At 64.9% G+C, this 19,689-nt stretch carries 19 protein-coding genes, 1 tRNA gene and 1 riboswitch; of the genes, 11 read left to right on the top strand and 9 right to left on the bottom strand.

Annotated features, from left to right (window positions below):
* Positions 1-2 precede the first annotated feature (2 nt).
* Positions 3-314 (top strand): hypothetical protein, encoded by a 312-nt coding sequence (locus WD006_RS19735; protein ID WP_008642633.1) that lies wholly within the window; start codon positions 3-5, stop codon positions 312-314.
* Positions 315-440: 126 nt separating this feature from the next.
* Positions 441-1,106, top strand: coding sequence for an alpha/beta hydrolase (locus WD006_RS19730; protein ID WP_029308794.1), 666 nt, complete (start codon positions 441-443; stop codon positions 1,104-1,106).
* 23 nt (positions 1,107-1,129) lie between these two features.
* Here WD006_RS19730 and WD006_RS19725 read toward each other — a convergent pair whose 3' ends face one another.
* From WD006_RS19725 to WD006_RS19710, 4 genes are all read right to left on the bottom strand, one after another.
* Positions 1,130-2,029 (bottom strand): MipA/OmpV family protein, encoded by a 900-nt coding sequence (locus WD006_RS19725; protein ID WP_008642631.1) that lies wholly within the window; start codon positions 2,027-2,029, stop codon positions 1,130-1,132.
* A 181-nt stretch (positions 2,030-2,210) separates the two neighbouring features.
* Complete coding sequence (locus tag WD006_RS19720; RefSeq protein WP_029308795.1) at positions 2,211-2,675, bottom strand: ion channel; 465 nt, start codon at positions 2,673-2,675, stop codon at positions 2,211-2,213.
* 385 nt (positions 2,676-3,060) lie between these two features.
* The gene (locus WD006_RS19715) at positions 3,061-3,558 is read right to left on the bottom strand and encodes a hypothetical protein (RefSeq protein ID WP_011520002.1); all 498 of its coding nucleotides are present in this window, start codon (positions 3,556-3,558) and stop codon (positions 3,061-3,063) included.
* A 423-nt stretch (positions 3,559-3,981) separates the two neighbouring features.
* Entirely contained in the window at positions 3,982-4,683 is a 702-nt protein-coding gene (locus WD006_RS19710) for a CerR family C-terminal domain-containing protein (RefSeq protein WP_011520001.1), read from the bottom strand.
* Positions 4,684-4,790: 107 nt separating this feature from the next.
* On the opposite strand from WD006_RS19710, the gene WD006_RS19705 reads away from it, so the two are divergent.
* The 5 genes from WD006_RS19705 to WD006_RS19685 all read left to right on the top strand — a co-directional run bounded on the left by WD006_RS19705 (position 4,791) and on the right by WD006_RS19685 (position 11,720).
* A complete protein-coding gene (locus WD006_RS19705) occupies positions 4,791-5,936 on the top strand; it encodes an HlyD family secretion protein (protein ID WP_029308796.1) in 1,146 nt (381 codons plus the stop codon).
* On the top strand, positions 5,929-7,503 hold the full coding sequence (locus WD006_RS19700; RefSeq protein WP_011519999.1) for an MDR family MFS transporter: 1,575 nt from the start codon (positions 5,929-5,931) through the stop codon (positions 7,501-7,503). Before WD006_RS19705 ends, WD006_RS19700 begins: the two co-directional genes overlap by 8 nt.
* A 2-nt stretch (positions 7,504-7,505) precedes the next feature.
* The gene (locus WD006_RS19695; RefSeq protein ID WP_011519998.1) at positions 7,506-8,963 is read left to right on the top strand and encodes an efflux transporter outer membrane subunit; all 1,458 of its coding nucleotides are present in this window, start codon (positions 7,506-7,508) and stop codon (positions 8,961-8,963) included.
* A 303-nt stretch (positions 8,964-9,266) separates the two neighbouring features.
* The gene (locus WD006_RS19690) at positions 9,267-10,094 is read left to right on the top strand and encodes a mechanosensitive ion channel family protein (protein ID WP_011519997.1); all 828 of its coding nucleotides are present in this window, start codon (positions 9,267-9,269) and stop codon (positions 10,092-10,094) included.
* Between the two features lie 21 nt (positions 10,095-10,115).
* On the top strand, positions 10,116-11,720 hold the full coding sequence (locus WD006_RS19685) for a phospholipase D family protein (protein WP_011519996.1): 1,605 nt from the start codon (positions 10,116-10,118) through the stop codon (positions 11,718-11,720).
* 20 nt (positions 11,721-11,740) lie between these two features.
* On the opposite strand, the gene WD006_RS19680 is transcribed toward WD006_RS19685, so the two are convergent.
* Both WD006_RS19680 and WD006_RS19675 read right to left on the bottom strand, forming a co-directional pair.
* Positions 11,741-12,127 carry a hypothetical protein gene (locus WD006_RS19680; protein WP_011519995.1) on the bottom strand — a complete coding sequence of 129 codons (387 nt, stop codon included), beginning with the start codon at positions 12,125-12,127 and terminating at the stop codon, positions 11,741-11,743.
* 50 nt (positions 12,128-12,177) lie between these two features.
* Positions 12,178-13,179, bottom strand: a complete 1,002-nt coding sequence (locus WD006_RS19675; protein WP_029308797.1) for a LysR substrate-binding domain-containing protein — start codon at positions 13,177-13,179, stop codon at positions 12,178-12,180.
* Positions 13,180-13,345: 166 nt separating this feature from the next.
* On the opposite strand from WD006_RS19675, the gene WD006_RS19670 reads away from it, so the two are divergent.
* Together WD006_RS19670 and WD006_RS19665 are read left to right on the top strand one after the other, a co-directional pair.
* Positions 13,346-14,620 (top strand): MFS transporter, encoded by a 1,275-nt coding sequence (locus tag WD006_RS19670; RefSeq protein WP_035821915.1) that lies wholly within the window; start codon positions 13,346-13,348, stop codon positions 14,618-14,620.
* Between the two features lie 133 nt (positions 14,621-14,753).
* A complete protein-coding gene (locus WD006_RS19665) occupies positions 14,754-15,266 on the top strand; it encodes a hypothetical protein (protein ID WP_011519992.1) in 513 nt (170 codons plus the stop codon).
* 64 nt (positions 15,267-15,330) lie between these two features.
* Here WD006_RS19665 and WD006_RS19660 read toward each other — a convergent pair whose 3' ends face one another.
* A complete protein-coding gene (locus WD006_RS19660; RefSeq protein WP_008649522.1) occupies positions 15,331-15,672 on the bottom strand; it encodes a hypothetical protein in 342 nt (113 codons plus the stop codon).
* 32 nt (positions 15,673-15,704) lie between these two features.
* Positions 15,705-16,172 (bottom strand): hypothetical protein, encoded by a 468-nt coding sequence (locus WD006_RS19655; protein ID WP_008649524.1) that lies wholly within the window; start codon positions 16,170-16,172, stop codon positions 15,705-15,707.
* A gap of 130 nt (positions 16,173-16,302) precedes the next feature.
* Here WD006_RS19655 and WD006_RS19650 point away from each other — a divergent pair, with 130 nt between their 5' ends.
* Together WD006_RS19650 and WD006_RS19645 are read left to right on the top strand one after the other, a co-directional pair.
* Positions 16,303-17,895 (top strand): diguanylate cyclase domain-containing protein, encoded by a 1,593-nt coding sequence (locus WD006_RS19650; RefSeq protein ID WP_029308798.1) that lies wholly within the window; start codon positions 16,303-16,305, stop codon positions 17,893-17,895.
* Positions 17,896-17,971: 76 nt separating this feature from the next.
* A tRNA-Leu gene (locus WD006_RS19645) sits at positions 17,972-18,058 on the top strand.
* A 63-nt stretch (positions 18,059-18,121) separates the two neighbouring features.
* Here the strand turns inward: WD006_RS19645 and WD006_RS19640 are convergent.
* Complete coding sequence (locus WD006_RS19640; RefSeq protein ID WP_425648258.1) at positions 18,122-19,390, bottom strand: D-amino acid dehydrogenase; 1,269 nt, start codon at positions 19,388-19,390, stop codon at positions 18,122-18,124.
* Between the two features lie 173 nt (positions 19,391-19,563).
* Positions 19,564-19,663: riboswitch (glycine riboswitch) on the bottom strand.
* Positions 19,664-19,689: the final 26 nt, after the last annotated feature.

The following is a 19,689-nucleotide window of genomic DNA, read 5'->3' as shown; positions in this document are numbered from 1 at the left end:
ACATGCAAGCGAGGTTTGCGCGCGGCATCGCGCAGACGCCACTGACGGTGGCAGCCCGGGAATTTCCACTGGCGGAGGAGGCCGCCATGCCCGAGGTTGGCGACCTGGTGACCGTCTTCAGTCAGGATCTGGTCACGGAGTTCAGCATCCGGCTGAACGCCGCGGCGGGGCCGGATTTATGGTACGGCGTGATCTACGCCATCAGCCGGGGCACCGAGATGCTCGTCGTCGCGGAGGGGCTCGAGCTTGACGATGTGGTCAGCGTCAGGCGGCAGGAAGTTGCGTCCGTCATCAAGGCGGACAGCCAGCATTGAGAATCGGCAGCCAGGTGTGGGACGGCGGCAGGCGTTGCCGCCGGGGGGCTGCTGCGGGTATGCTGCGCGTGCATTCGTATGCCAGCAACCGTAACGCCCGCCCCCAGCCAGCAAGTCGCCGTTCCCATGTCCTCGCCCCTCCCCGTACCTGCTACCACTCGCCAGTTCATCGCCGGACCCGCCGGTCAGATCGAAGTTCTCGTCGATACGCCGGCCGCTGCGACGATCGGCGTTGCCGTGGTGGCGCATCCGCATCCGTCCCAGGGCGGTAACGCCGAACACAAGATTCCCCAACTGCTTGCGCGCATCCTGCAGGCGCATGGTTTCCTGGCGTTGCGGCCGAACTATCGCGGCGTTGGCCAGAGCGAAGGGGAGTACGACGAAGGGAACGGCGAAACGGACGATGTGCTGGCCGTGATCCGGTATGCGCAATCAGCGAATGCGGGGCTGCCGCTGGCATTGGCTGGATTCTCGTTCGGCGCCTTCGTCCAGACGCGCGCAGCCGAGGTGCTCACCGCCGAAGGCGAGTCGATCGCGCACTTGATGCTGACGGGAATGCCCGCTGGCGCGTTGTCCGACACGCTGTCCTATGACACGCCGACGGTCCCCGCCCACGCACTGGTCGTGCACGGAGAGCGCGATGAGCGGGTACCGCTGGTGAATGTCTTCGACTGGGCGCGACCGCAGGAACTGCCGGTGGTCGTGGTGCCGGGCGCCGGACACTTCTTCACGGGGAAGCTGCCAGGCCTGCGCCGCGTGGTGGAGAGCTATCTGCGGCGGCCGGCCGAGTGACCGCCTGATCGGCAGCTATTGGGTCAGAACTCGTACATGATCGAAATATCGCCGGTCATGTTGGCCGAGTGAGATACGACCGGGCTGTTGCGCGCATCGCCGACGAGCGCCGCGATGCCGAAATCGGCCGTGGCGAACCAGTGCTTGCCGAAGAACCACATCGCGGATACCCCCCCGCCGTATGAGCGGATGCCGGCGCCGGCATGGTACTGGGGCAGTCCTGAACGCGCCGATTGCTCCGCCGTGACACCGTACCAGCGACTCATGTAGGCCGAATCCGCGACCGTCATGGTCGGACCCGCGAACCAGGCGAACTTGTCCGAACTGCCCGGCAGCGGCATATACGCGCCGAGGTCGCCCAGCCACCCGTTGGCACCCCCGAACTGGCGCCGCGCGTTCGCGCGAATCACAAGCGGAAACTCCTTCGAGACCACGTACTCCGCGAACAGCTTCGACTCGACCGCCATCCCGATGTTGCCGAGTCCGGCCAGATGGTCGTGGTCGTGCTTTTCGCGTCGGCCGAAGTCATAGGTCAGCGCAATACCGGCGCGCCAATGGTCGGAGTGGACGATGTTCCAGCCAAGGCCTTCGCCAGTGGACAGGAAGCCTTGATCGCGATACCGGATGTCGATCGCGGGGCCCGCCAGCGGATAGTAGTTGCCGGTGCCGTCGTAATACGGGCTGATGCGGGCTGCCATGCCCAGGCGAACCGTCCAGTCGGGCGGGGGCCCCTCGAACAGCTTTTCCAGCGGCACGCCTACCGAGTACTGCCACTCGGCCAGCGGGGCCGGCGTCTGGGCGTGGGCTCGCGGCGCGGCCAGCAAGGCCACCAGCGCGAACATCGCCGTGGCGAGCCACAGTATCAGGGCGCGCGGGTACCGGCCATGTGCCACACCAGCCTGGTAATCCGAATTCGTCGACAAGTAATCACTCCGTTTCTTCTGGCACCTCCCATGGGGGAAGGTGCGATGCAAAACCGGTGTAACGGCGCTGGCGGACGTGCGGATGACGCAAAGTCATCATTTTGCTGAAACCCGATGGCCATTGTGGCCGACGTGGCGGCCGGCGACCAGCCCTCCCCGGTTAGCCGTCCGTTGTCAGCCGTCAATTTCTGGCGCCGCGCTCGTCGTCCCATTGCCAGTCGCGCCGCATGATCAGGAATGTGAACGATGTGGACCAGCCTATCAGAATCAGGCCCACCAGCGGCTGTACGGCAGCCAGCAGACGCAGCTGGCCGATCGGGACGATGTCGCCGATGCTTTGGGTGGTGAAGGTTTCGAGGGAGAAGTAGATATACGCCGCGGGGCCGTGCTCTTGCATGCCCGACAGGCGGCCGATGCCAAGCAACTCGGTGCCGAGCCAGTAACCGCCGCTGAAAACCACGGCTTCAACGCAATGCGTGACGATGATCAGCAGGATCATTACGGCAATGCTGAGTTTGCCGCTGAGGCGCTTGGGGTGAATCGAGGAGATTAGCCGAAGTGCTTCATAGTGCAGGCCGACGCAGATAACGGTCAGGCCGGCCGTGAGTCCGACTGCAAGAAGGTAATTAATTGGCGTGTCTGGCATCGTTCGCCGGGAGTTCGCGAGTGATGGGCAGACTATATACGGCGGTTTGATGCTTGCGCCATGGTGCGCGCAAATGCCAACGCGGCGTGAACGCATGGCTGAGTGCATTCACGCCGCGCTGGATTGCGCACTGATGGCTTTCTTCAACTTGCTGCGGGGGCGCAGTTATTAGTGTTGGGTGTCGGGTTCAGACAGGTAGCGTCTGGACCACGATCGCGGCGGCGGCGCCGGTGGCGGCTGTGACGGCCAGCCATCCACTCAGGATCAGGGCACTGTTCTTGAAGCTCATGATGGACTCCGGGGCAGCAACCGGAGCCGGCCAGAACAGTGGCCCTGATGCGACTCCGGTTACTTCTTTTCAACTACCGCCAGCATGGGGCGGGGCTCAGGCGTTTGCGCCTTCGGTGTACGGGTCGAACTTGCCGGCACGGGCACCGTCGTAGTACGGATCGACCTTGCGGGCCGGTTCGCTCGAGACACCGGTGCGATCCAGGCCGGCGACCATGCGTGCGCCGTCGGTGTACGGGTCGAACTTGCCGACCTTGGCGCCGTCGAGGTACGGATCAACCTTGCGGGCGGGTTCGCTCGAGACACCGGTGCGGTCCAGACCGGCGACGATGCGGGCACCGTCGGTGTACGGATCGAACTTGCCGACCTTGGCGCCATCGGTGAACGGGTCAGCCTTGCCGACCTTTGCGCCATCGGTGTACGGGTCGGTCTTGCCGACGCGTGCGCCGTCGGTGAAGGCGCTGCGCTGGTCGTTCACGCGATAGCTGTAGCCGTAGACTTCGCCGGCCTTCTGGGCGGCGGGGGCGGCTTGGGCGGCGCCAGTGACGAAAGCGGCGGCGAGTGCGGCGGCGGTCAGGATGGTCTTGGCGTTCATGATTGCTCTCCTTGCGAACGGCCGGGCGATCTTGGTGTGTGGGTCGCGGGGCCGGTGTTCTGTGCTGCGAATCTCAGGGGTCTTGGTTTGGGCGCTGTTGCTATCTACTGCTAGATAGGTAGCCAGGGCTAAAAAAAAGACCGCCTCCCGGTACTGACAAACGACTTGGTGTTGCGTGGATCGGCTTGGTGCTGCGGACTGCTTTGCTGCATCGCGTCGTCCATGAGCCAAATATTATCTACTACTAGATAGATAAGCAAGGGCTTTCTTCGAAGCACAATCATATTTCTGCTAAAGATGGTGAGTGACTACGGGGTAACCGAAGCTGGTGATGACGTCTAAGCGCCTAATTTAAAACAGAAAATTGCGTCAAACTATCGCCCGGCGCGACATGATTAGAGCGTTTGCTCTAGTTATGCCAACTCACCTGTCGCGTTGGGCGACCAAGCCCTCGAGCAGGGTCCGTGTCTGGTCGTGCATCACATCCTGCACGCGTTGCGTCTCGGCTTCACCATAGCCCTGCCAGTTCAGCGCCTTGAGAATATGACGCCGCATCACCTTGAACGATGCCACCTGGCTGTCGATGGCGATGGTGCGGATACGTGTGGATTCCGCCGTGGCCGGCTGCCCGGTCAGGCGCCCAACGATATGCGTGGTCAGCGAGAACAGCCGGTGGTTGATGCCGGCATCGAAGCGGTCGAATGCCGCCGGGGGACCGAGTCCCGCACGTTCACGCGCCATGAACTGACGCCAGTGCTCGGTGTCGGGGCCCTCATATAGAAAGGCCATGAAGCGCGCCTGCAGCGCCAGGTAGGCGTCGATCAGTTCTGCATCACTGGCATCTTCCCGGGCCACCACGGCTTCCGCCCGGCCCACAACTTCCTCCAGTAGCGACCACACCCGCTCGACGAAGTAGTCGATGCATGCGAGGTAGACCCCTTCCTTGTTATCGAAGTAGTACTGGAGTGCCGGGGCGTTCACCCCGGCTTCGCGCGCGATGTCGCGGGTGGAAGCGCCGTCAAAGCCATGTGTGCCGAACAGCCGCAGCGCCGCATCGATGATACGGGCACGAGTCTCTTCGCCACGCTGGTAACCGCCTTCGGCCGCAGGCCTGTGTCGCGCCATGTCGGAAGTCCTTGTCGCTGAATTCAGACAGAAATATACCAGTTGACAGATTTTTACCAAGTGGAATAATTGCTGAGCCATTCCGACTTCGAAGTCCCCGCGTCCCCATGTCCGCCACCCACTCCGCCGCAACGGCGTCGCCAGCCGGCGTCGCGCCAGAATCTGCCGTTCCCGACCGCACTTCGCGCCGCAAGCAGATCCTGCTCGGCGCCGGTTTGCTGCTTCTCGCGCTTGCTCTGGCGTACGGTGTGCGCTGGTGGATCTATGGCCGCTTCATCGAAAGCACCGATGACGCCTATATCCAGGCCGACAGCGTGACGGTGGCACCCAAGGTCAACGGCTACGTGGCCGAGGTCTACGTGCGTGACAACCAGCAGATCCAGGCGGGTCAGGAACTGGTGCGGCTCGACAATCGTCAGTACCAGGCAGCCTATGACGAGTCGCAGGCGACCGTGGCTTCGCGGCAGGCCGACGTGACGCGCGCGGAAGCCGATCTCGCGCAGCAGCAGGCGAGGATCGCGCAGGCTGCCGCGGAAGTGGATGGCGCGCGAGCCAATTCGCGCTATGCGGCATCGCAGGTGGAACGCTATGCGCCACTGGTGAAATCGGGCGCCGAAACGGAAGAGCGCACGGCCGAGCTGCGCAATGCGCAGACCCGCGCATCCACCACGCTGGCTGCCAACGAGGCTGCCTTGCGGGTGGAACAAAGCCAGACGGTGACGCTGAAGGCGCGGCTCGAGCAGGCGCATGCGCAGCTCGACGTGGCCCAGGCCAGCGCGCGTCAGGCAAAGCTCAATCTCGATGACACCGTGGTGCGATCCACCACGGCCGGGCGTGTTGCCGACAAGGGTGTGCGCGTCGGCCAGTTCGCCCAGCCCGGCATGCGTCTGCTGACCGTGGTGCCGGTACAGGACCTCTATCTGACCGCCAATTTCAAGGAAACGCAGGTGGGCCGCATGCGCCCAGGCCAGCCGGTGACGCTCCACGTCGACGCACTACCCGGTGAGGAACTGCATGGTGTGGTCGATAGCCTGTCGCCCGGTACCGGCTCGCAGTTTGCCCTGCTGCCCGCACAGAATGCCACGGGCAACTTCACCAAGATCGTCCAGCGCGTGCCGGTGCGGATTCATGTGGACGTGCCGACGGAAGCGCGCGCGATCCTGGTGCCGGGCCTGTCGGTAGTCGTCGACATCGACACGCGCGAGCTCCATCCCGCCAGGACCCAGGCCGACATCAAGGCCACCCATGGCTGAAGCGGCGGCAATCGCGCGGGAGCCGAACGCTTCCGCGGCGGACTGGATTGCCGTGGCCGCCGGTTCCCTCGGGGCGCTCCTGGCCACGCTTGATATCTCCATCACGAATTCGGCGCTGCCGCAGATCCAGGGCCAGATCGGGGCGGCCGGTACCGAGGGTACCTGGATCTCTACCGGCTATCTGATGGCCGAGATCGTGATCATTCCGCTCACGGCATGGCTGACGCGCGTGTTCGGGCTGCGCCGCTTCCTGATGTCGAACGCGCTGCTGTTCACGGCGTTCTCGATGATGTGCGGCATGTCGCATAGCCTGACCCAAATGGTGGTCGGCCGTATCGGCCAGGGGTTTGCCGGTGGCGCGATGATTCCGACTGCGCAGACCATCGTGCGGACGCGGCTGCCCCGGCACCAGATGCCGATCGGGATGTCGATGTTCGGCCTGATCGTGTTGCTCGGGCCCCTGCTCGGCCCGGTAGTGGGCGGGTGGCTGGCCGAGAACGTCAACTGGCGCTGGTGCTTCTTCCTCAATCTGCCGATCACGGCGGTGCTGGTACCTCTGCTGTACTTCGGGCTGAAATCCGAGCGCGCGGATTTCAACGCATTCTTCAAGGCCGACTGGCTCGGCATCGTTGGCCTTGCGGTGGGTCTCAGCTCCCTGACCGTGGTGCTCGAGGAAGGCCAGCGCGAGCAATGGTTCGAGTCACACCTGATTGTCTATCTGTCGCTGCTGGCGGCGGGCGGCCTGGCACTGATGCTTGTCGGGCAGCTTACGGCGAAGCAGCCGATCGTGCGTCTGCGCCTGCTGCTGAACAAGAACTACGCAAGCGTGATCCTGATCGTGACCACGGTGGGCGCCGGGGTGTACGGCGTGTCCTACCTGCTGCCGCAGTTCCTGGCGACGATCGCCGGCTACAACGCTGAGCAGGCGGGCGGCATCATGCTGCTGTCGGGCCTGCCCGCGTTTCTGCTGATGCCCGTGCTGCCGCGTATGCTCGGCAAGTTCGACAGCCGCTGGCTGGTCATCTCGGGGCTGGTGTGCTTCTTCGCCAGTTGCATGCTCGATATCGGCCTGACCGTCGACAGCGTTGGCCATGACTTCTACGCATCGCAGATCCTGCGGGGCTTCGGCCAGATCCTGGCGATGATGCCGCTGAATCAGGCATCGATGGCCGCCGTGGCCACGCACGAAGCGGGCGATGCCGCGGGCCTGTACAACATGGCGCGCAACCTTGGCGGTTCGATTGGCCTCGCGCTGCTCGGCACGCTGATCGACCGGCGCAATGCCTATCACGACTCGGTGATCCGCGAATCGGTGACCGCTAACAGCGCGATCGGTCAGGAGCACATGACGTCGAGCATCGCGAGTTTCATGGCCCAGGGCGGCGACTATGCTCATGCCCAGTTGCAGGCGATTGCCCAGCTGAGTGGCCAGATTGCCCGCCAGGCGGCTGTGATGACGTTCTCCGAAACCTTCTTCGCGCTCGGCGTGGCCCTGCTGTTCTGTGTGCCGCTGGCCCTGCTGCTGAAACCGCCCCGTCCGGGCGCACCTATTTCCACCGGTCACTGATCATGTCTGTTTCCTTTCGTGCCACCTTGCTGACGCTTGCGGCGGCGATGTTCGCCGCGGGCTGCACCGTTGGCCCCGACTATCGCGGCGCGCCGCAGGTGGCTGGCAACGCGATCGACACCGGAAAATTTCCCCGCGCCGGGGAAGGCACCGACAGCCAGACGCCACGTGTAGCCGACTGGTGGCACGCGCTGGGCGACACGCAACTCGATGGACTGATCGAATCGGCGTTGAAGCAAAGCCCTGATATCCGCGTGGCGCGCGCGCGCGTGCGACAGGCACGTGCCGGACTGGCCGGAAACAAGGCCAACCTGTTCCCGACGGTTGCCGTCGATGCGGCCACGTTGCGCACGCGCTCGCCGAACCTGTCCGCGCTGTCGGGCCAGGGCTCGTCGAATGCCGGGCGCGGGCCGTTGTCGCTCTATATCGCAGCCTTCGACGCAAGCTGGGAGATCGACCTGTTCGGTGGCACGCGTCGTTCGATCGAAGCTGCGTCGGCCGAAGCCGATGCCGCCGATGCGCAACTGGCCGATGCCCACGTGCAATTGGCTGCCGAAGTGGCACAGGCCTACATCACACTGCGCGAGCAGCAGGAAAGCCTTGCGCACCTGACGTCGTCCGAGCAACTCGAAGCGGAGATGTTCGAGCTGACGCAGCAGCGTCGCGCACGCGGCGTGGCATCGCAGCTTGAGGTGGAGCGGCTGATGACGCAACTCGACAACACGCGCGCGCAGATGTCGCCGGTGCAAGCCAGCATCGCCGAATCGCTGGACCAGCTTGCGATGCTGACTGGCCGCTCGCCGGGGACGCTCGACGCGGAGCTATCGGCGCCGAAGCCGTTGCCCGGCGTGCCGGAAACCGTCGCCGTTGGCGATCCGGGCGCGCTGCTGAAATCACGTCCCGATATCCGTGCCGCCGAACGGCGTCTGGCATCGAGCACGGCGCAGATCGGCGTGCGCAAGGCGGACTGGTTTCCGAAGCTGTCGCTGCTCGGCTCGCTGGGCTTCGCGGCGACGGACCCCAGTCACCTCGCGCGCAAGGAAAATGGCACGTGGATGACGCTGCCGCGCCTGCAATGGAATATCCTCGATTTCGGCCGTGTGGCCGCAGGAGTCGAGGGCGCCGAGGGCGGGCGCGACGAAGCGGAGGCCAGCTACGAGAGCGTGGTGCTGAAGGCACTGCGCGATGCCGATGTCGCATTGTCGCGCTACGGCCATCAGCGCGAGCACGTGGTTGTGCTGCGTCGCGTGGAAGCATCCGCGGAACGCGCCTCGACGCTGCAGCAGCAGCGCTACCGCGCCGGCACGGCAAGCATGCTCGAATGGCTCGATGTCGAACGCACGCGAGTGGTGGCCCAACAGAGCCGCATCTCGGGCGATGCGGATCTGCTCAAGGATTTCGTCTCGCTGCAGAAGTCGCTGGGCCTCGGCTGGCAATCTTCCGCGGCGCCAGCCTCCTGACCCGGCGCGCTTACTGCGGCGCGTTTACCAGCGACGGGTAGGCTTCAACATCATCTCGATCCTTGTGAATGGCACCGCGCAGCGGCGGCAGGCGCGGGCGATTCTGCCCCCGTTCGACGATTCAGTTTTGATGTTCTGCATCGCGCCTCGGGGCAGCGGGACGGGCCCGGCACACAAAACCGGATGGAATACGCTGGTGCAGGGCGGTGCCGTGTGACTAAAATTCCCCAGGACAGGCGCGCCCTGCCACCGCTTTGTGCGTGACAGGCGACTTGGGGCGGCGCGAACCCGGGACGAATGACCATGCATTTCAACGCCAACGACAGCATCGTGATCAACGTGGTCACCAGCCTGTTCGTGGTCCTCGTGGGCACGATGGTGGTCAAGCTGATCAACCGCTTTTTCTCGGCCCGCCTGCAGGCCGACAATCGCGGCAGCTATCGCGCCTGGACCGTGGCATCGCGCAACTTCGTCGCGGCGGTGACCTTCCTGCTACTGCTTGGCATCTGGGTATCTGAACTGAAAAGCGTGGCGATCTCACTGGCCGCGTTTGCCGCGGCGCTGCTGTTGGTCGGCAAGGAACTGGTGATGTGCTTCCTGGGTGCGTTTATGCGCATGGTCACGCGACCGTTCCAATTGGGCGATCTGGTGGAAATCGGGCCGTTCGGCGGCGAGGTCATCGATATGGATGTGATGTCGACCACGTTGGTGGAGGTAGCCCCGGCGCGTCATTACACAGGCTTCACCGTGCAGGTGCCCAACAGCATGTTGCTGACCACGGCGGTGCGCAACCATTCCCAGGCCGGTGCCTACACGCTCGATACCGTGCGCATTCCGCTGGAGGTGGGTGTGGACCCCGAGGATGTCGAGGCGCGCCTGATCAAGGTGGCGCGGCAGGCTTGCGAGGACTTCATGGAAGAAGCTGGCCGGACGCTGCGGCGCTATGGCGACATGCGGTTCGTCGACCTGTCGCAGTTCGAGCCGCGCGTGCTGTTCGAGCCGGTGGACGTGGACCGCTTCGACGCGATCGTGCGGTTTCCGGCCCCGGTCAGCGCCAGACTGCCGGTAGCGCAGCAGATCGTGCGTGGCTACTATCGCGAGCCGGTGCGGAAGAACGTAGCGCAGCAGTGAACCAACCACCTGGGGGCCGCCATGGCGCAGGCGTTGCAACAACGGAGTGCGAGCGTTGGCCCCCGATTTCTGCTGGCCTGTCTGTCGGCCTGCATCCTGGTACTGGCAGGGTGCGCCAGTTTGCCAGCGCATCCTGACCGCACGCCGAGCTACGCGTCGACCGATACCAGCGATACGTTGCTGGCCAGTTCCCTGGCACCACGGCTGGCGCGGAATCCGGGTCAATCGATCTTCTATCCGCTGGGTTCTGGGCCCGATGCGCTGGCGGTCCGCATGGCGTTGGCGCGCGCGGCGCGCAAGACGCTCGATCTCCAGTACTACTTATTTGATGCAGATACCACGGGCAGCGCCCTGCTTGGCGAGTTGATCGATGCCGCCGACCGTGGCGTGCGGGTGCGTCTGCTGATCGACGACCTGCATTCCACCAATCAGGACAAGCTCTGGGCGGCGCTCGACGCCCATCCGAACATCGAGACCCGGTTGTTCAACCCGTTTGCCAACCGCTCCGCGCGCTGGGCCGAGATGATGGTCGATTTCGGCCGCCTGGACCGGCGCATGCACAACAAGCTGATGGTGGCGGACAACCTCGTGGGCGTGGTCGGTGGCCGCAATATCGGAGACGCGTATTTCTCGGCCCGACCCGACGTCGATTTCAGCGACCTGGATGTGATGGTCGCCGGGCCCGTCGTGCAGGCCGCCAGCAAGGTGTTCGACCAGTACTGGAACAGCGAGAGCGCGTATCCGGTGGCCGCGCTGGTGCCCGAGGGCAAGGAGGCACCTGAGGAACTGCGACGCTTTCGCAAGGAAGTCGAGGCAAAGGGGGACGTGGCTCGTGCCAGTCCCTTCGTGCAGGAACTGCTGGACTCGGGGCTGGCGCGCGGCATCGAAGTGGGTCATCTGCCGGGTCACGTCGGCAGCGCGCGCGTGATTGCCGACTCGCCTGACAAGATCGAGAACGATCCCGACGATGCGTCGACACACGCAATTCCCCGCCTGCGGGCGCTGATGGAGGCGGCGCAGACCGAACTGGTGCTGATCTCGCCGTACTTTGTGCCAGACGATGACACCGAGAAATGGTTGGCCGCCATCGCCAAACGTGGCGTCAAGGTGCGGGTGCTGACCAACTCGTTTGCGGCCACGGATGTTTCCGCGGTCCATGCCGGCTACGCGCCACGCCGTCTGGCGCTGCTCCACGCCGGAATCGAACTGTACGAACTCAAGCCCACCGCCAGTACCGGATTGACGCAAGATCGTGGCAGACACGCTCGCACCTTCGCATCGAGCCGCGCAACCCTCCATGCCAAGGCCTATGTCGTCGACCGGCGGTTCCTGTTCGTGGGCTCCCCGAACCTGGACCCGCGATCGAGCCGGCTCAATACCGAGATGGGGGTCGTGCTCGACAGCCCCACGCTGGCTGCCTGGTTCGTGTCCGACGTGGACAAGCGGCTGCCCGAGATCGCGTGGCGCATTGGGGTGCGTACCGATGCAGCGGGTCAGGAAGGCCTGACGTGGACAACGATGGAGCAGGGCAAGGAAGTCACCACCGACAAGGAGCCCGGCATGAGCGTGTGGCAGCACATCGGCATCGACTTTCTGGGACTCCTGCCGCTGGAGGATGAGCTGTAGCCGAGGGGATCCGTGGTGTGTCAGGCGGTGGCGTCGGGGGGCTGGAGCAATTGCAGCAGATGCTCCTGAAGCTTCGAAAGCTCCGGCGCGATACCGCCCGGAAAGCCCTGCCGGTCGCCACGCTTGTCGATCAGCAGGTCGGCGAGGAATGCCGATACGGCGGCCGGGGCGGCCAGCCTGGCCAACTGATTGGCGATGCGCGGATAGGTGTGGAACAGTTCGAGCGGCCGGATTTCACGCGGCAACTGGGCGAGCCATCTGAGTGCTTCGGGTGTCAGCGTCTGTTCCATGGCATCCGAGGGCTGGCGCATCTCGGTCCAGTCGGTCCGCGCGGCAGGCGGCATATTCCCGTCGAGTACCTTCTTGGCTTCCTCGACAGTCACGAACTCGAACGAAAGGGGGTCCATGGTGGCTCCACATCTACACGCTGGACGCCATCCGGCGACCGACGACCATCTTATCGGATCAGACGCCCGTTTCTTGATGGCGGGTTTGCTTGCCCCACCAAAGTAGGGGTCGGGCGCGCAGGGGGTGAGTGGCTGGCGCCACCGGTTGCGGCTATGCCGGCGGCTTTACTCCGGATCCATTCCGCCACGCGCCGGACGTCCTCGCGTGGTTGCTCCCTGGCGTGAATCAGCCAGAAGGCGTTGGGGCTGGGCATGGCCGCACCACCAGTCGCGGCAACCACAAGCTGGCCGCCGTCGATCCACGACTGGATCAGTTCGAGGCGGCCAAGCGCCACGCCTTGCCCGGCCAGCGCTGCATGGATCACCTGGTCGTACTGGTTGAAGCGCAGGATGCCGCGGCGGCTGGCCTGGCGGTAGCCTTGCGCGCCGAGCCAGTTACGCCAGTGCAGCCATGGGCGTGGATCGTCGAATTCGATCAACGGCAGTTCCGCCAGCGCCTCGGGCGTCGCTACGCGGTGTGCGCCCACCGAGGGGTTCGCCACCGGGGCGATGGTCTCGTCGAACAGATGGACGGCAAGGGGCGGCGCCGCCGATGCCGGGCAATAGCGGATCGCCAGATCGATGCCATCGGCACGCAGATCGCTGATCTGGTTGTTGGCGGACAGGCGCACGTCCAGGCCCGGGTACTGGCGCTGCAGCGAGCCCAGTCGCGGCAACAGCCAGAGGCCCGCCACGCCAATGCTGGCCGTTACCGTCACGGGTTGTCGGCCATCGCGCTTGCGAAGCTCCGCCGCCACGTTTTGCAGTTGCAGCAAGGCGCCGTCGGCGCTGCGGAACAGCCGCTCGCCCTCTGGCGTGAACGCGACTCCCCGGTGCCGCCGGATAAACAGCCGGACTTGAAGCTGCTCTTCGAGCGCCCGGACCTGGCGGCTGACGGCTGACTGGGTCAGGCAGAGGTCCTCGGCGGCTTGCGTGATGCTCATGCGCCGGCCCACGGCGACGAAGCCCTTGAGCAGGTCGAGGGAGAACAACCGGGCGAGCGGTTCTGACATGACGGGGGCGTATGGCTGTGGCAGGGGCGAATGGCACCATTACAGCATGGCTCGCCGTCTCTTGCCATGCGTTCAGCGCATGACAAAACGCCCGAAATGTCGGTTGAACCGCCGCACCGGTGCGCATGAAATGGAGGACATTCAACGCCTTCATCCGACCGACAGCATGACCGACGCTCCCCGCTCCCATACTCGTGCCGCATCGCAGCCCGCGGCCCCGGCGCCATGGTGGCGCGATACCGTCTTCCTGTTGCTGGCCGGCGGGCTGGTCATGGGGCTGGCGCTGGGCGCGCGGCACGTGCAAGGGCTGTTCCTGCTGCCGATCATCGGCGACCGAGGCTGGACGCGTGAGTCGATTGGCTTGGCCATGGCCGTGCAAAACCTGACCTGGGGCATCGCGCAACCATTCACTGGCATGGTGGCCGACCGGTTCGGCTCCTGGAAGGTGATGCTGGCCGGTCTGGTGCTGTACGCGCTGGGCCTCTACGGGATGGCGGTGATCACGAGCGCGCCGGCATTCATGCTGGTCGCCGGGGTTTGCATCGGCGTGGCGCAGTCTGGGACGACGTTCGGCGTGGTCTATGGCGCGCTGAGCCGCATGGTGCCGCCAGAGGACCGCAGCCGCACGCTGGGCATCGCCGGGGCGATCGGTGGCATCGGCCAGTTCCTGATGGTGCCGTCCGCGCAGGCGCTGTTGTCGTTCACCGGCTGGACGAACGCGCTGATGGTGCTGGCGGTATGCGCGGCGGTGTTGATCCCGTTCGCGTTGCCGTTCCGCGATCGCGCGCCGGCATCCGATGCTGCTACCGGCGGCCAGCCACCGATGCCGATGCTGGCCGCCATCCGCGAGGCTTTCAGCCACTCGGGCTTCTGGCTGCTCAACCTCGGCTTCCTGGCATGTGGCTTCCAATTGGCCTTTATCGCCAACCATCTGCCCGCCTACCTGCGTGACAAGGGGATGCAGCCCGCTGACGGCATGGCCGCGCTGGCCATCATCGCGCTGGCCAATATCTTCGGCACCTATGTGTTCGGCTGGCTGGGCGGGCGACATACGCGGAAGTACCTGCTGGCCGGCATCTATCTGGCGCGTACGTCGGCAATGGCCCTGTTCGTGCTGCTGCCCCTGAGCTCGATGAGCCTGTATGCGTTCGCAGCGGTGATGGGCTTCCTGTGGCTCGGTACGGTGCCGCTGACCAGCGGCATCGTCTCCCAGGTGTTCGGCGTGCGCTACATCACCACGCTGTTCGGCTTCGTCTTCTTCGGCCACCAGCTTGGCTCGTTTCTGGGCGTGTGGCTGGGTGGGGTGGTGTTCGAGCTGACGCGGTCCTATGACCTGGTCTGGATGGGGGCGATGGCACTGGGCGTGATCGCCGCCGCGCTGCACTGGCCGATTGACGATCGGACGATCGCGCGCGTGCCGATGCGCCCGGCACGGGCATGACGGGCAATACGGGCTATGCTCTTGCGGAATAAACCCTGGTGCTTCGGTGTTTACGTAGCAGGCGAGATACGCGCTCAAGCAGTCCAAGTGGAGTATGCTGGGCACGAGAGTCTCACCGATACCGGAGCCAACCATGCAACTTCGTTTACCCGTCTGGATGGGGATCGCCGCCCTGGTCTTGAGCGCATGTGCGTCGCTGCAACCCGTGGAGACCGGGCAGAAGATGATCGGGAGTCCGCAGTCGGCCGTGAGCGATACATTTGGCAAGCCCACCGAGACGCATCAGCTTGCCGACGGCACGCTGCGCTGGATCTACTCGAAACAGCCCTATGGGTATGACGTCTACGCGGCCGATTTCGATGGGTCGGGCAAGCTGATCGCGTTCCGGCAGATGCTGACCGAGGCCGAAATCTACAAGGCACAGCCCAATACCTGGACCAAGCGGGACGTTATGGAGCGTTGGGGCATGCCGCGCGAGCCAATTCAGTACTACCCGTTGATGAAGCGCGAGGCGTGGTCGTACCGCATGTACCTGCCCGGCTACGTGCCTGCGCATTTCAGCGCCTACTTCGACGACAACGGGGTGCTGGACCGCACGATGATCATCATGGATACGTACGGCGCGGACCGCAGCCGTTCGAAGTAGCGGCCGCGGTACCCGATGCGGTACTGCCCTGGCGGCGAGGTTAGCCGCCAAGGCATCCGCGAAGCTAGCCCCGACGAACGGCGGTGACCTTGCCGCCCACCACGTCGATGGACCGGCGCTGCGGGTTGTAGTCCATCGTGGCCGGCAGGCTCTGGCCATCGCGGCTGCCAAAGCGCCAGGCACATCCCTTGAGCAGGGCGGCGGCCTCGGCTTCGGTCTTGCCGATCAGCGCCTCGTCGCCCAGCTTGTCGGCCTGGCAACCTTCCGGCGTGCCACGGCCACCCTGGGGGCCCGGGTTCGGAATCGGTTCTGCCGGCGGTTGCGACGCGCAACCGGCCACCATGGCGACGAGCGCGACAGCACTGGCGGTGGTCAGTCGCTTCAATTGGCGGTTCGATCGAGTCATGCGGAGGCTCCTTGTGAAGATAACAGCGATTTCTAGAGTTTCTGCGCTGCCGCCAGCGTGAAGATCTTGCTCCAGCGGTTGGCGGTGCTGCCGTCCGCGACGGGGATCTTCCAGTCTGCGGGCGTGTGGTGGTGCAGCGTCAGCGCAATGTGCCACTTGCCATCGGCGGCAACGGCGCGGGCCTCGCCGATATCGGCGAAGATCAGCACGACACGCCGGCCATTCATCTCCAGGACACCGTTCTTGCGCTCGGCGTCGAGCCTCAGGCTACCCCAGTCTCCGGTCAGCGCGAGCACTCGCTCGCCGTTGACACGCTTGCCGTGGATGGCCCGATAGCGTTGCAGCCAGCGCACGGCCAGCGCGGTCAGGGCGGCAAGCAGCGCAACCACTGCGGCGGTGCCGGCGATCGCGCCGTAAGCGGCGGCTACCTTCAGGTAGAGCTGCACGACGCCGTAGACAAAGGCAGCCAGTAACGCCAGCCCCAGGAGAATGATTGGCACGTTCGGTTTTCCGGATGTGTTGTGCATTGGCGGCGCCACCGGGCGCCGCGCCAGTGTCGGACTGCGCAAGCCTATAATGGTTCGCCCCGCACAGCCAGTCGGGGCCCCGATCTGGTTCGGCCGACCTTCCATGCCATCGTATCCTCTCGTCCTTTGTCTGACCATCGCCGTGGTGTGCAGCGTGGGCATGGCCATTGCCGCCTGGCCGCGCCGTGACGACCCTACGGTCAGGGCGTTCCTGCTGCTGGCCGGGGGCGTGGTGGTCTGGAGCGGCGGACGGTTGCTCGAGATCAGCGAATCGGACATGGCCGGGCGCATCTTCTGGGCGAAGCTCCAGTACCTCGGCATCGTGGCCGTGCCAATTGGCTGGCTCGTGGCGATGATCCATGTCAGCCGGCCGCATTTCGTGGTGCCCTGGTCGAAGCTATGGGTGCCCGTGATGGCGGCGGTCCTGTCGGTCGTGCTCGTGTTCACCAATGAGCGTCACCATCTGGTCTGGACCTCGATCGAACTGATGCCCCCCGGTGTATCACCCGGTGCCGTATTCCACCACGGTATCGGCTACACGATCATGGCGGCGTGGACCTATGCGCTGCTCGGACTGAGCCTGTACTTCCTCATCACGGCCAAGGTGCCGAACGCGGCGTTGTCGGTGCGCGGGCGGAATATCCTGGCGTGCGGCCTGGCGCTGCCGCTTGTTTTTCATCTCGCCTATCTGGAGCGCCTGACTGGCCCGCTCGGCGGTGATCTTACACCGGCCACGTTCTCGGTCATGACGGTGCTGGTCTGGTTCTGTGCGCTGCGATCGCATCTGGACGATGTCGGGCACTACGCGCGGCTGCGTGTTTTCGACACCATCCGCGAAGGCTGCGTGATCCTCGGCCTGGACGGCACCATCGTCGAGTTCAACCCCGCAGCGGCGCGCATGTTGCCGGAACTGGCGCAAGGCGAGGTGGCGCCTGCCACGTGGCAGGACTTGCTGTCTTCGCCGGCCACTGCCGAAGACGTCGGCACGAATCCCGGGATTCCCCAGGGCGCGCAGTACGAACTGATGGTGGAGCCCGTCTGCCGGATGGATGGCAAGCCAATCGGCAAGCTCGTGTTCATGCGCGATATCAGCCGCTATCAGTCGCGCGAGCAGGCGCTGGCCATGCAGCTTGGGCAGACCGCGCAGGAGCTGTCGCGCGCCCAGGCGGACCTCGACGTCGATGCCCTGACCGGCATTCCGAATCGTCGCTACTTCCAGCGCGAGTCGCATGCCGCGGTGACACGCGCCTACGAACGCGGCACGGAAATCGGCCTGCTGATTCTGGATGTCGACCTGTTCAAGCAGTTCAACGATCTCTATGGCCATCCGCGCGGCGACGAGTGCCTGCGGCAGGTCGCGACGGCCTTGACCTGCGTGCTCGATGGCACGCAGTTTTGCGCCCGCCTGGGTGGCGAGGAGTTTGCCGTGGTGCTGCCGGATTCCACGTCCGAGGAGACGCGAACCATCGCACGTCGGATGGTGGCAGTGGTACGCGAGCTTGGCATTCCCCACCATGGCACGCCGGTGCAGCCGTTCGTGACGATCAGCGTCGGCGCGGTCTGCGCCGTGCCCGACGCGCCGCGCCTCGAGCCACTGCTGCATCGCGCCGACAGCGCCATGTACCGCGCCAAGCGGGCGGGCCGGAACCGCTACGTGGTCGATGGCGGGCTCTATCTGGAGCTGCGCGGCAACTGACCTGGGAGGAATGCGAGAGAATTCACACGGGGGCTTGCAAATTCCTCAGGCTTCTGTAGAATTCGCGGCTCGCATCGCCCAGATGGCGGAATTGGTAGACGCACTAGGTTCAGGTCCTAGCGGTGGCAACACTGTGGAGGTTCGAGTCCTCTTCTGGGCACCAGATTCGAAAAGCCCCGCGCAAGCGGGGCTTTTTTCGTTTTTGGCCCGGAAAGAAGGGCTTCCCTCAGCCGTTGCCCACCACCAATCCGCCAACGCCCACGCGCCCTTGCTGCGCCGTGGCGGCGTGGCGCAAGACATCCCCCACCATCTCGGCCGTCACGGCGGACAGCGTCCAGCCGAGATGCCCATGCCCTGTGTTGTAGAACACGTTAGCGGCATGGCCCCTGCCAACGCGCGGCATCATGTTCGGCATCATCGGCCGCAACCCCGCCCAGGGCACCACGCTACGGGTGCTGACGCCGGGGAAGCAAGCATGGACCCAGTCGATCAGCGGACGGATGCGATCGGCGCGGATGTCGCGGTCGACGCCGTTGAACTCGGCGGTGCCGGCTATGCGGAATCGGTCCACGCCCAGACGGCTGGTGACAAGCTTGGTTTCGTCGTCGAGCAGGCTGACCGTGGGCGCAGAGGCCTGGCTTTCGGCGTCGTTGAGGTTGACCGTGATCGAATAGCCCTTGACCGGATAGATATTCACGCGATCTCCGAGCTGCCGCGCGAAATCGCGGCTGGCAACGCCGGCGCAGACGACCACTGCGTCGAATTCGCGCGATGTCGTCTGGCCATCGTCAGCAGAGACGATCGTCACTCGCCGGCCGCTGGTCGACACGGTGCTCACGTCCTGGTTGTACAGCATCTGGACGCCCAGTCTGCGCGCCGCCGCAGCGATACCGGTGGTGAACTTGTGGATGTCGCCGGTAGAGTCGCTTTCGGTGTAGTAGCCGCCGTAGTACTGACCTGCCAGCGTCGGCTCGATGCTTCGCATCTCGTCCGGGGTCACCGCGCGCCGTTCGAGTCCGCCTTTGGCCAGGAGCTTCGAGACTTGCCCTGCGTGATCGAAGCCCGCCTTGTCCCGATAGATATGCAGGATGCCGCGCCGCTTGAGGTCGAAGTCGATGCCCTCCGCCTCCGCCCACGCAAACAGGTGCTGGCGCGCGGCAATGGCAAGCCGCGTGGTCTCCACCGTGTTGCGGCGGTAATGCGGGATCGATGCGATGAACTCGGCGAACCAGCTCAGCTTGTGCCAGGTCGGGCGCGGGTTGACGAGCAGCGGCGCGTCGTTGCGCAGCATCCACTTCAGGCCCTTGGCCAGCGTGGACCAGTGCGTCCAGACTTCCGCGTTGGAGGCGGAGAGCTGTCCGCCGTTGGCGAACGAGGTTTCCATGGCCGCATAGCGGTGCCGTTCGAACAGGGTGACGGAGAACCCGCGTTTGGCCAGGGCGTAAGCCGTCGTGGCGCCGGTGATGCCGCCGCCGATCACTGCGATGGATTTCATGTCGAAGGTCTTTCATGACGTCGTGGGATGGCAGTCCGCCGCGCACCATGCGCGGTTGCGGACGCCCCCTCTGTCCTTGACCTGAGAGATTCGCGGCACACGAACAATACGCGTGCCGCTTGCTCCTTCGGTACCGCCGGCTGACGTGCAAGCCGGGGTTCTTCAGAGTTCAATGGCGGGTACCGGTCCTTTTGCCTGAGAGTTTCCGGGGCGGTTGCTCCTTCGGCGCCGTGTCGGCCGGGCGGCTGGCACAGACTCTCCCGATACACGCGGGGTAAAACGATGGCAACTATGCCATA

The sequence above is a fragment of the Cupriavidus sp. Met-2 genome (assembly GCF_049843575.1).
Taxonomy (GTDB): domain Bacteria; phylum Pseudomonadota; class Gammaproteobacteria; order Burkholderiales; family Burkholderiaceae; genus Cupriavidus; species Cupriavidus metallidurans.
The sequence above is the reverse complement of the archived record's forward strand: the minus strand, read 5'-3'. Positions and strand labels throughout refer to the sequence as shown.

Bases quoted from the DNA above. Each gene is read 5' to 3' on its own strand.
- WD006_RS19735 (WP_008642633.1), top strand. From the start codon at position 3: ATGCAAGCGAGGTTTGCGCGCGGCATCGCGCAGACGCCACTGACGGTG.
- WD006_RS19730 (WP_029308794.1), top strand. From the start codon at position 441: ATGTCCTCGCCCCTCCCCGTACCTGCTACCACTCGCCAGTTCATCGCC.
- WD006_RS19720 (WP_029308795.1), bottom strand. From the start codon at position 2,675: ATGCCAGACACGCCAATTAATTACCTTCTTGCAGTCGGACTCACGGCC.
- WD006_RS19715 (WP_011520002.1), bottom strand. From the start codon at position 3,558: ATGAACGCCAAGACCATCCTGACCGCCGCCGCACTCGCCGCCGCTTTC.
- WD006_RS19710 (WP_011520001.1), bottom strand. From the start codon at position 4,683: ATGGCGCGACACAGGCCTGCGGCCGAAGGCGGTTACCAGCGTGGCGAA.
- WD006_RS19705 (WP_029308796.1), top strand. From the start codon at position 4,791: ATGTCCGCCACCCACTCCGCCGCAACGGCGTCGCCAGCCGGCGTCGCG.
- WD006_RS19700 (WP_011519999.1), top strand. From the start codon at position 5,929: ATGGCTGAAGCGGCGGCAATCGCGCGGGAGCCGAACGCTTCCGCGGCG.
- WD006_RS19695 (WP_011519998.1), top strand. From the start codon at position 7,506: ATGTCTGTTTCCTTTCGTGCCACCTTGCTGACGCTTGCGGCGGCGATG.
- WD006_RS19690 (WP_011519997.1), top strand. From the start codon at position 9,267: ATGCATTTCAACGCCAACGACAGCATCGTGATCAACGTGGTCACCAGC.
- WD006_RS19685 (WP_011519996.1), top strand. From the start codon at position 10,116: ATGGCGCAGGCGTTGCAACAACGGAGTGCGAGCGTTGGCCCCCGATTT.
- WD006_RS19680 (WP_011519995.1), bottom strand. From the start codon at position 12,127: ATGGACCCCCTTTCGTTCGAGTTCGTGACTGTCGAGGAAGCCAAGAAG.
- WD006_RS19675 (WP_029308797.1), bottom strand. From the start codon at position 13,179: ATGTCAGAACCGCTCGCCCGGTTGTTCTCCCTCGACCTGCTCAAGGGC.
- WD006_RS19670 (WP_035821915.1), top strand. From the start codon at position 13,346: ATGACCGACGCTCCCCGCTCCCATACTCGTGCCGCATCGCAGCCCGCG.
- WD006_RS19665 (WP_011519992.1), top strand. From the start codon at position 14,754: ATGCAACTTCGTTTACCCGTCTGGATGGGGATCGCCGCCCTGGTCTTG.
- WD006_RS19660 (WP_008649522.1), bottom strand. From the start codon at position 15,672: ATGACTCGATCGAACCGCCAATTGAAGCGACTGACCACCGCCAGTGCT.
- WD006_RS19650 (WP_029308798.1), top strand. From the start codon at position 16,303: ATGCCATCGTATCCTCTCGTCCTTTGTCTGACCATCGCCGTGGTGTGC.
- WD006_RS19640 (WP_425648258.1), bottom strand. From the start codon at position 19,390: ATGAAATCCATCGCAGTGATCGGCGGCGGCATCACCGGCGCCACGACG.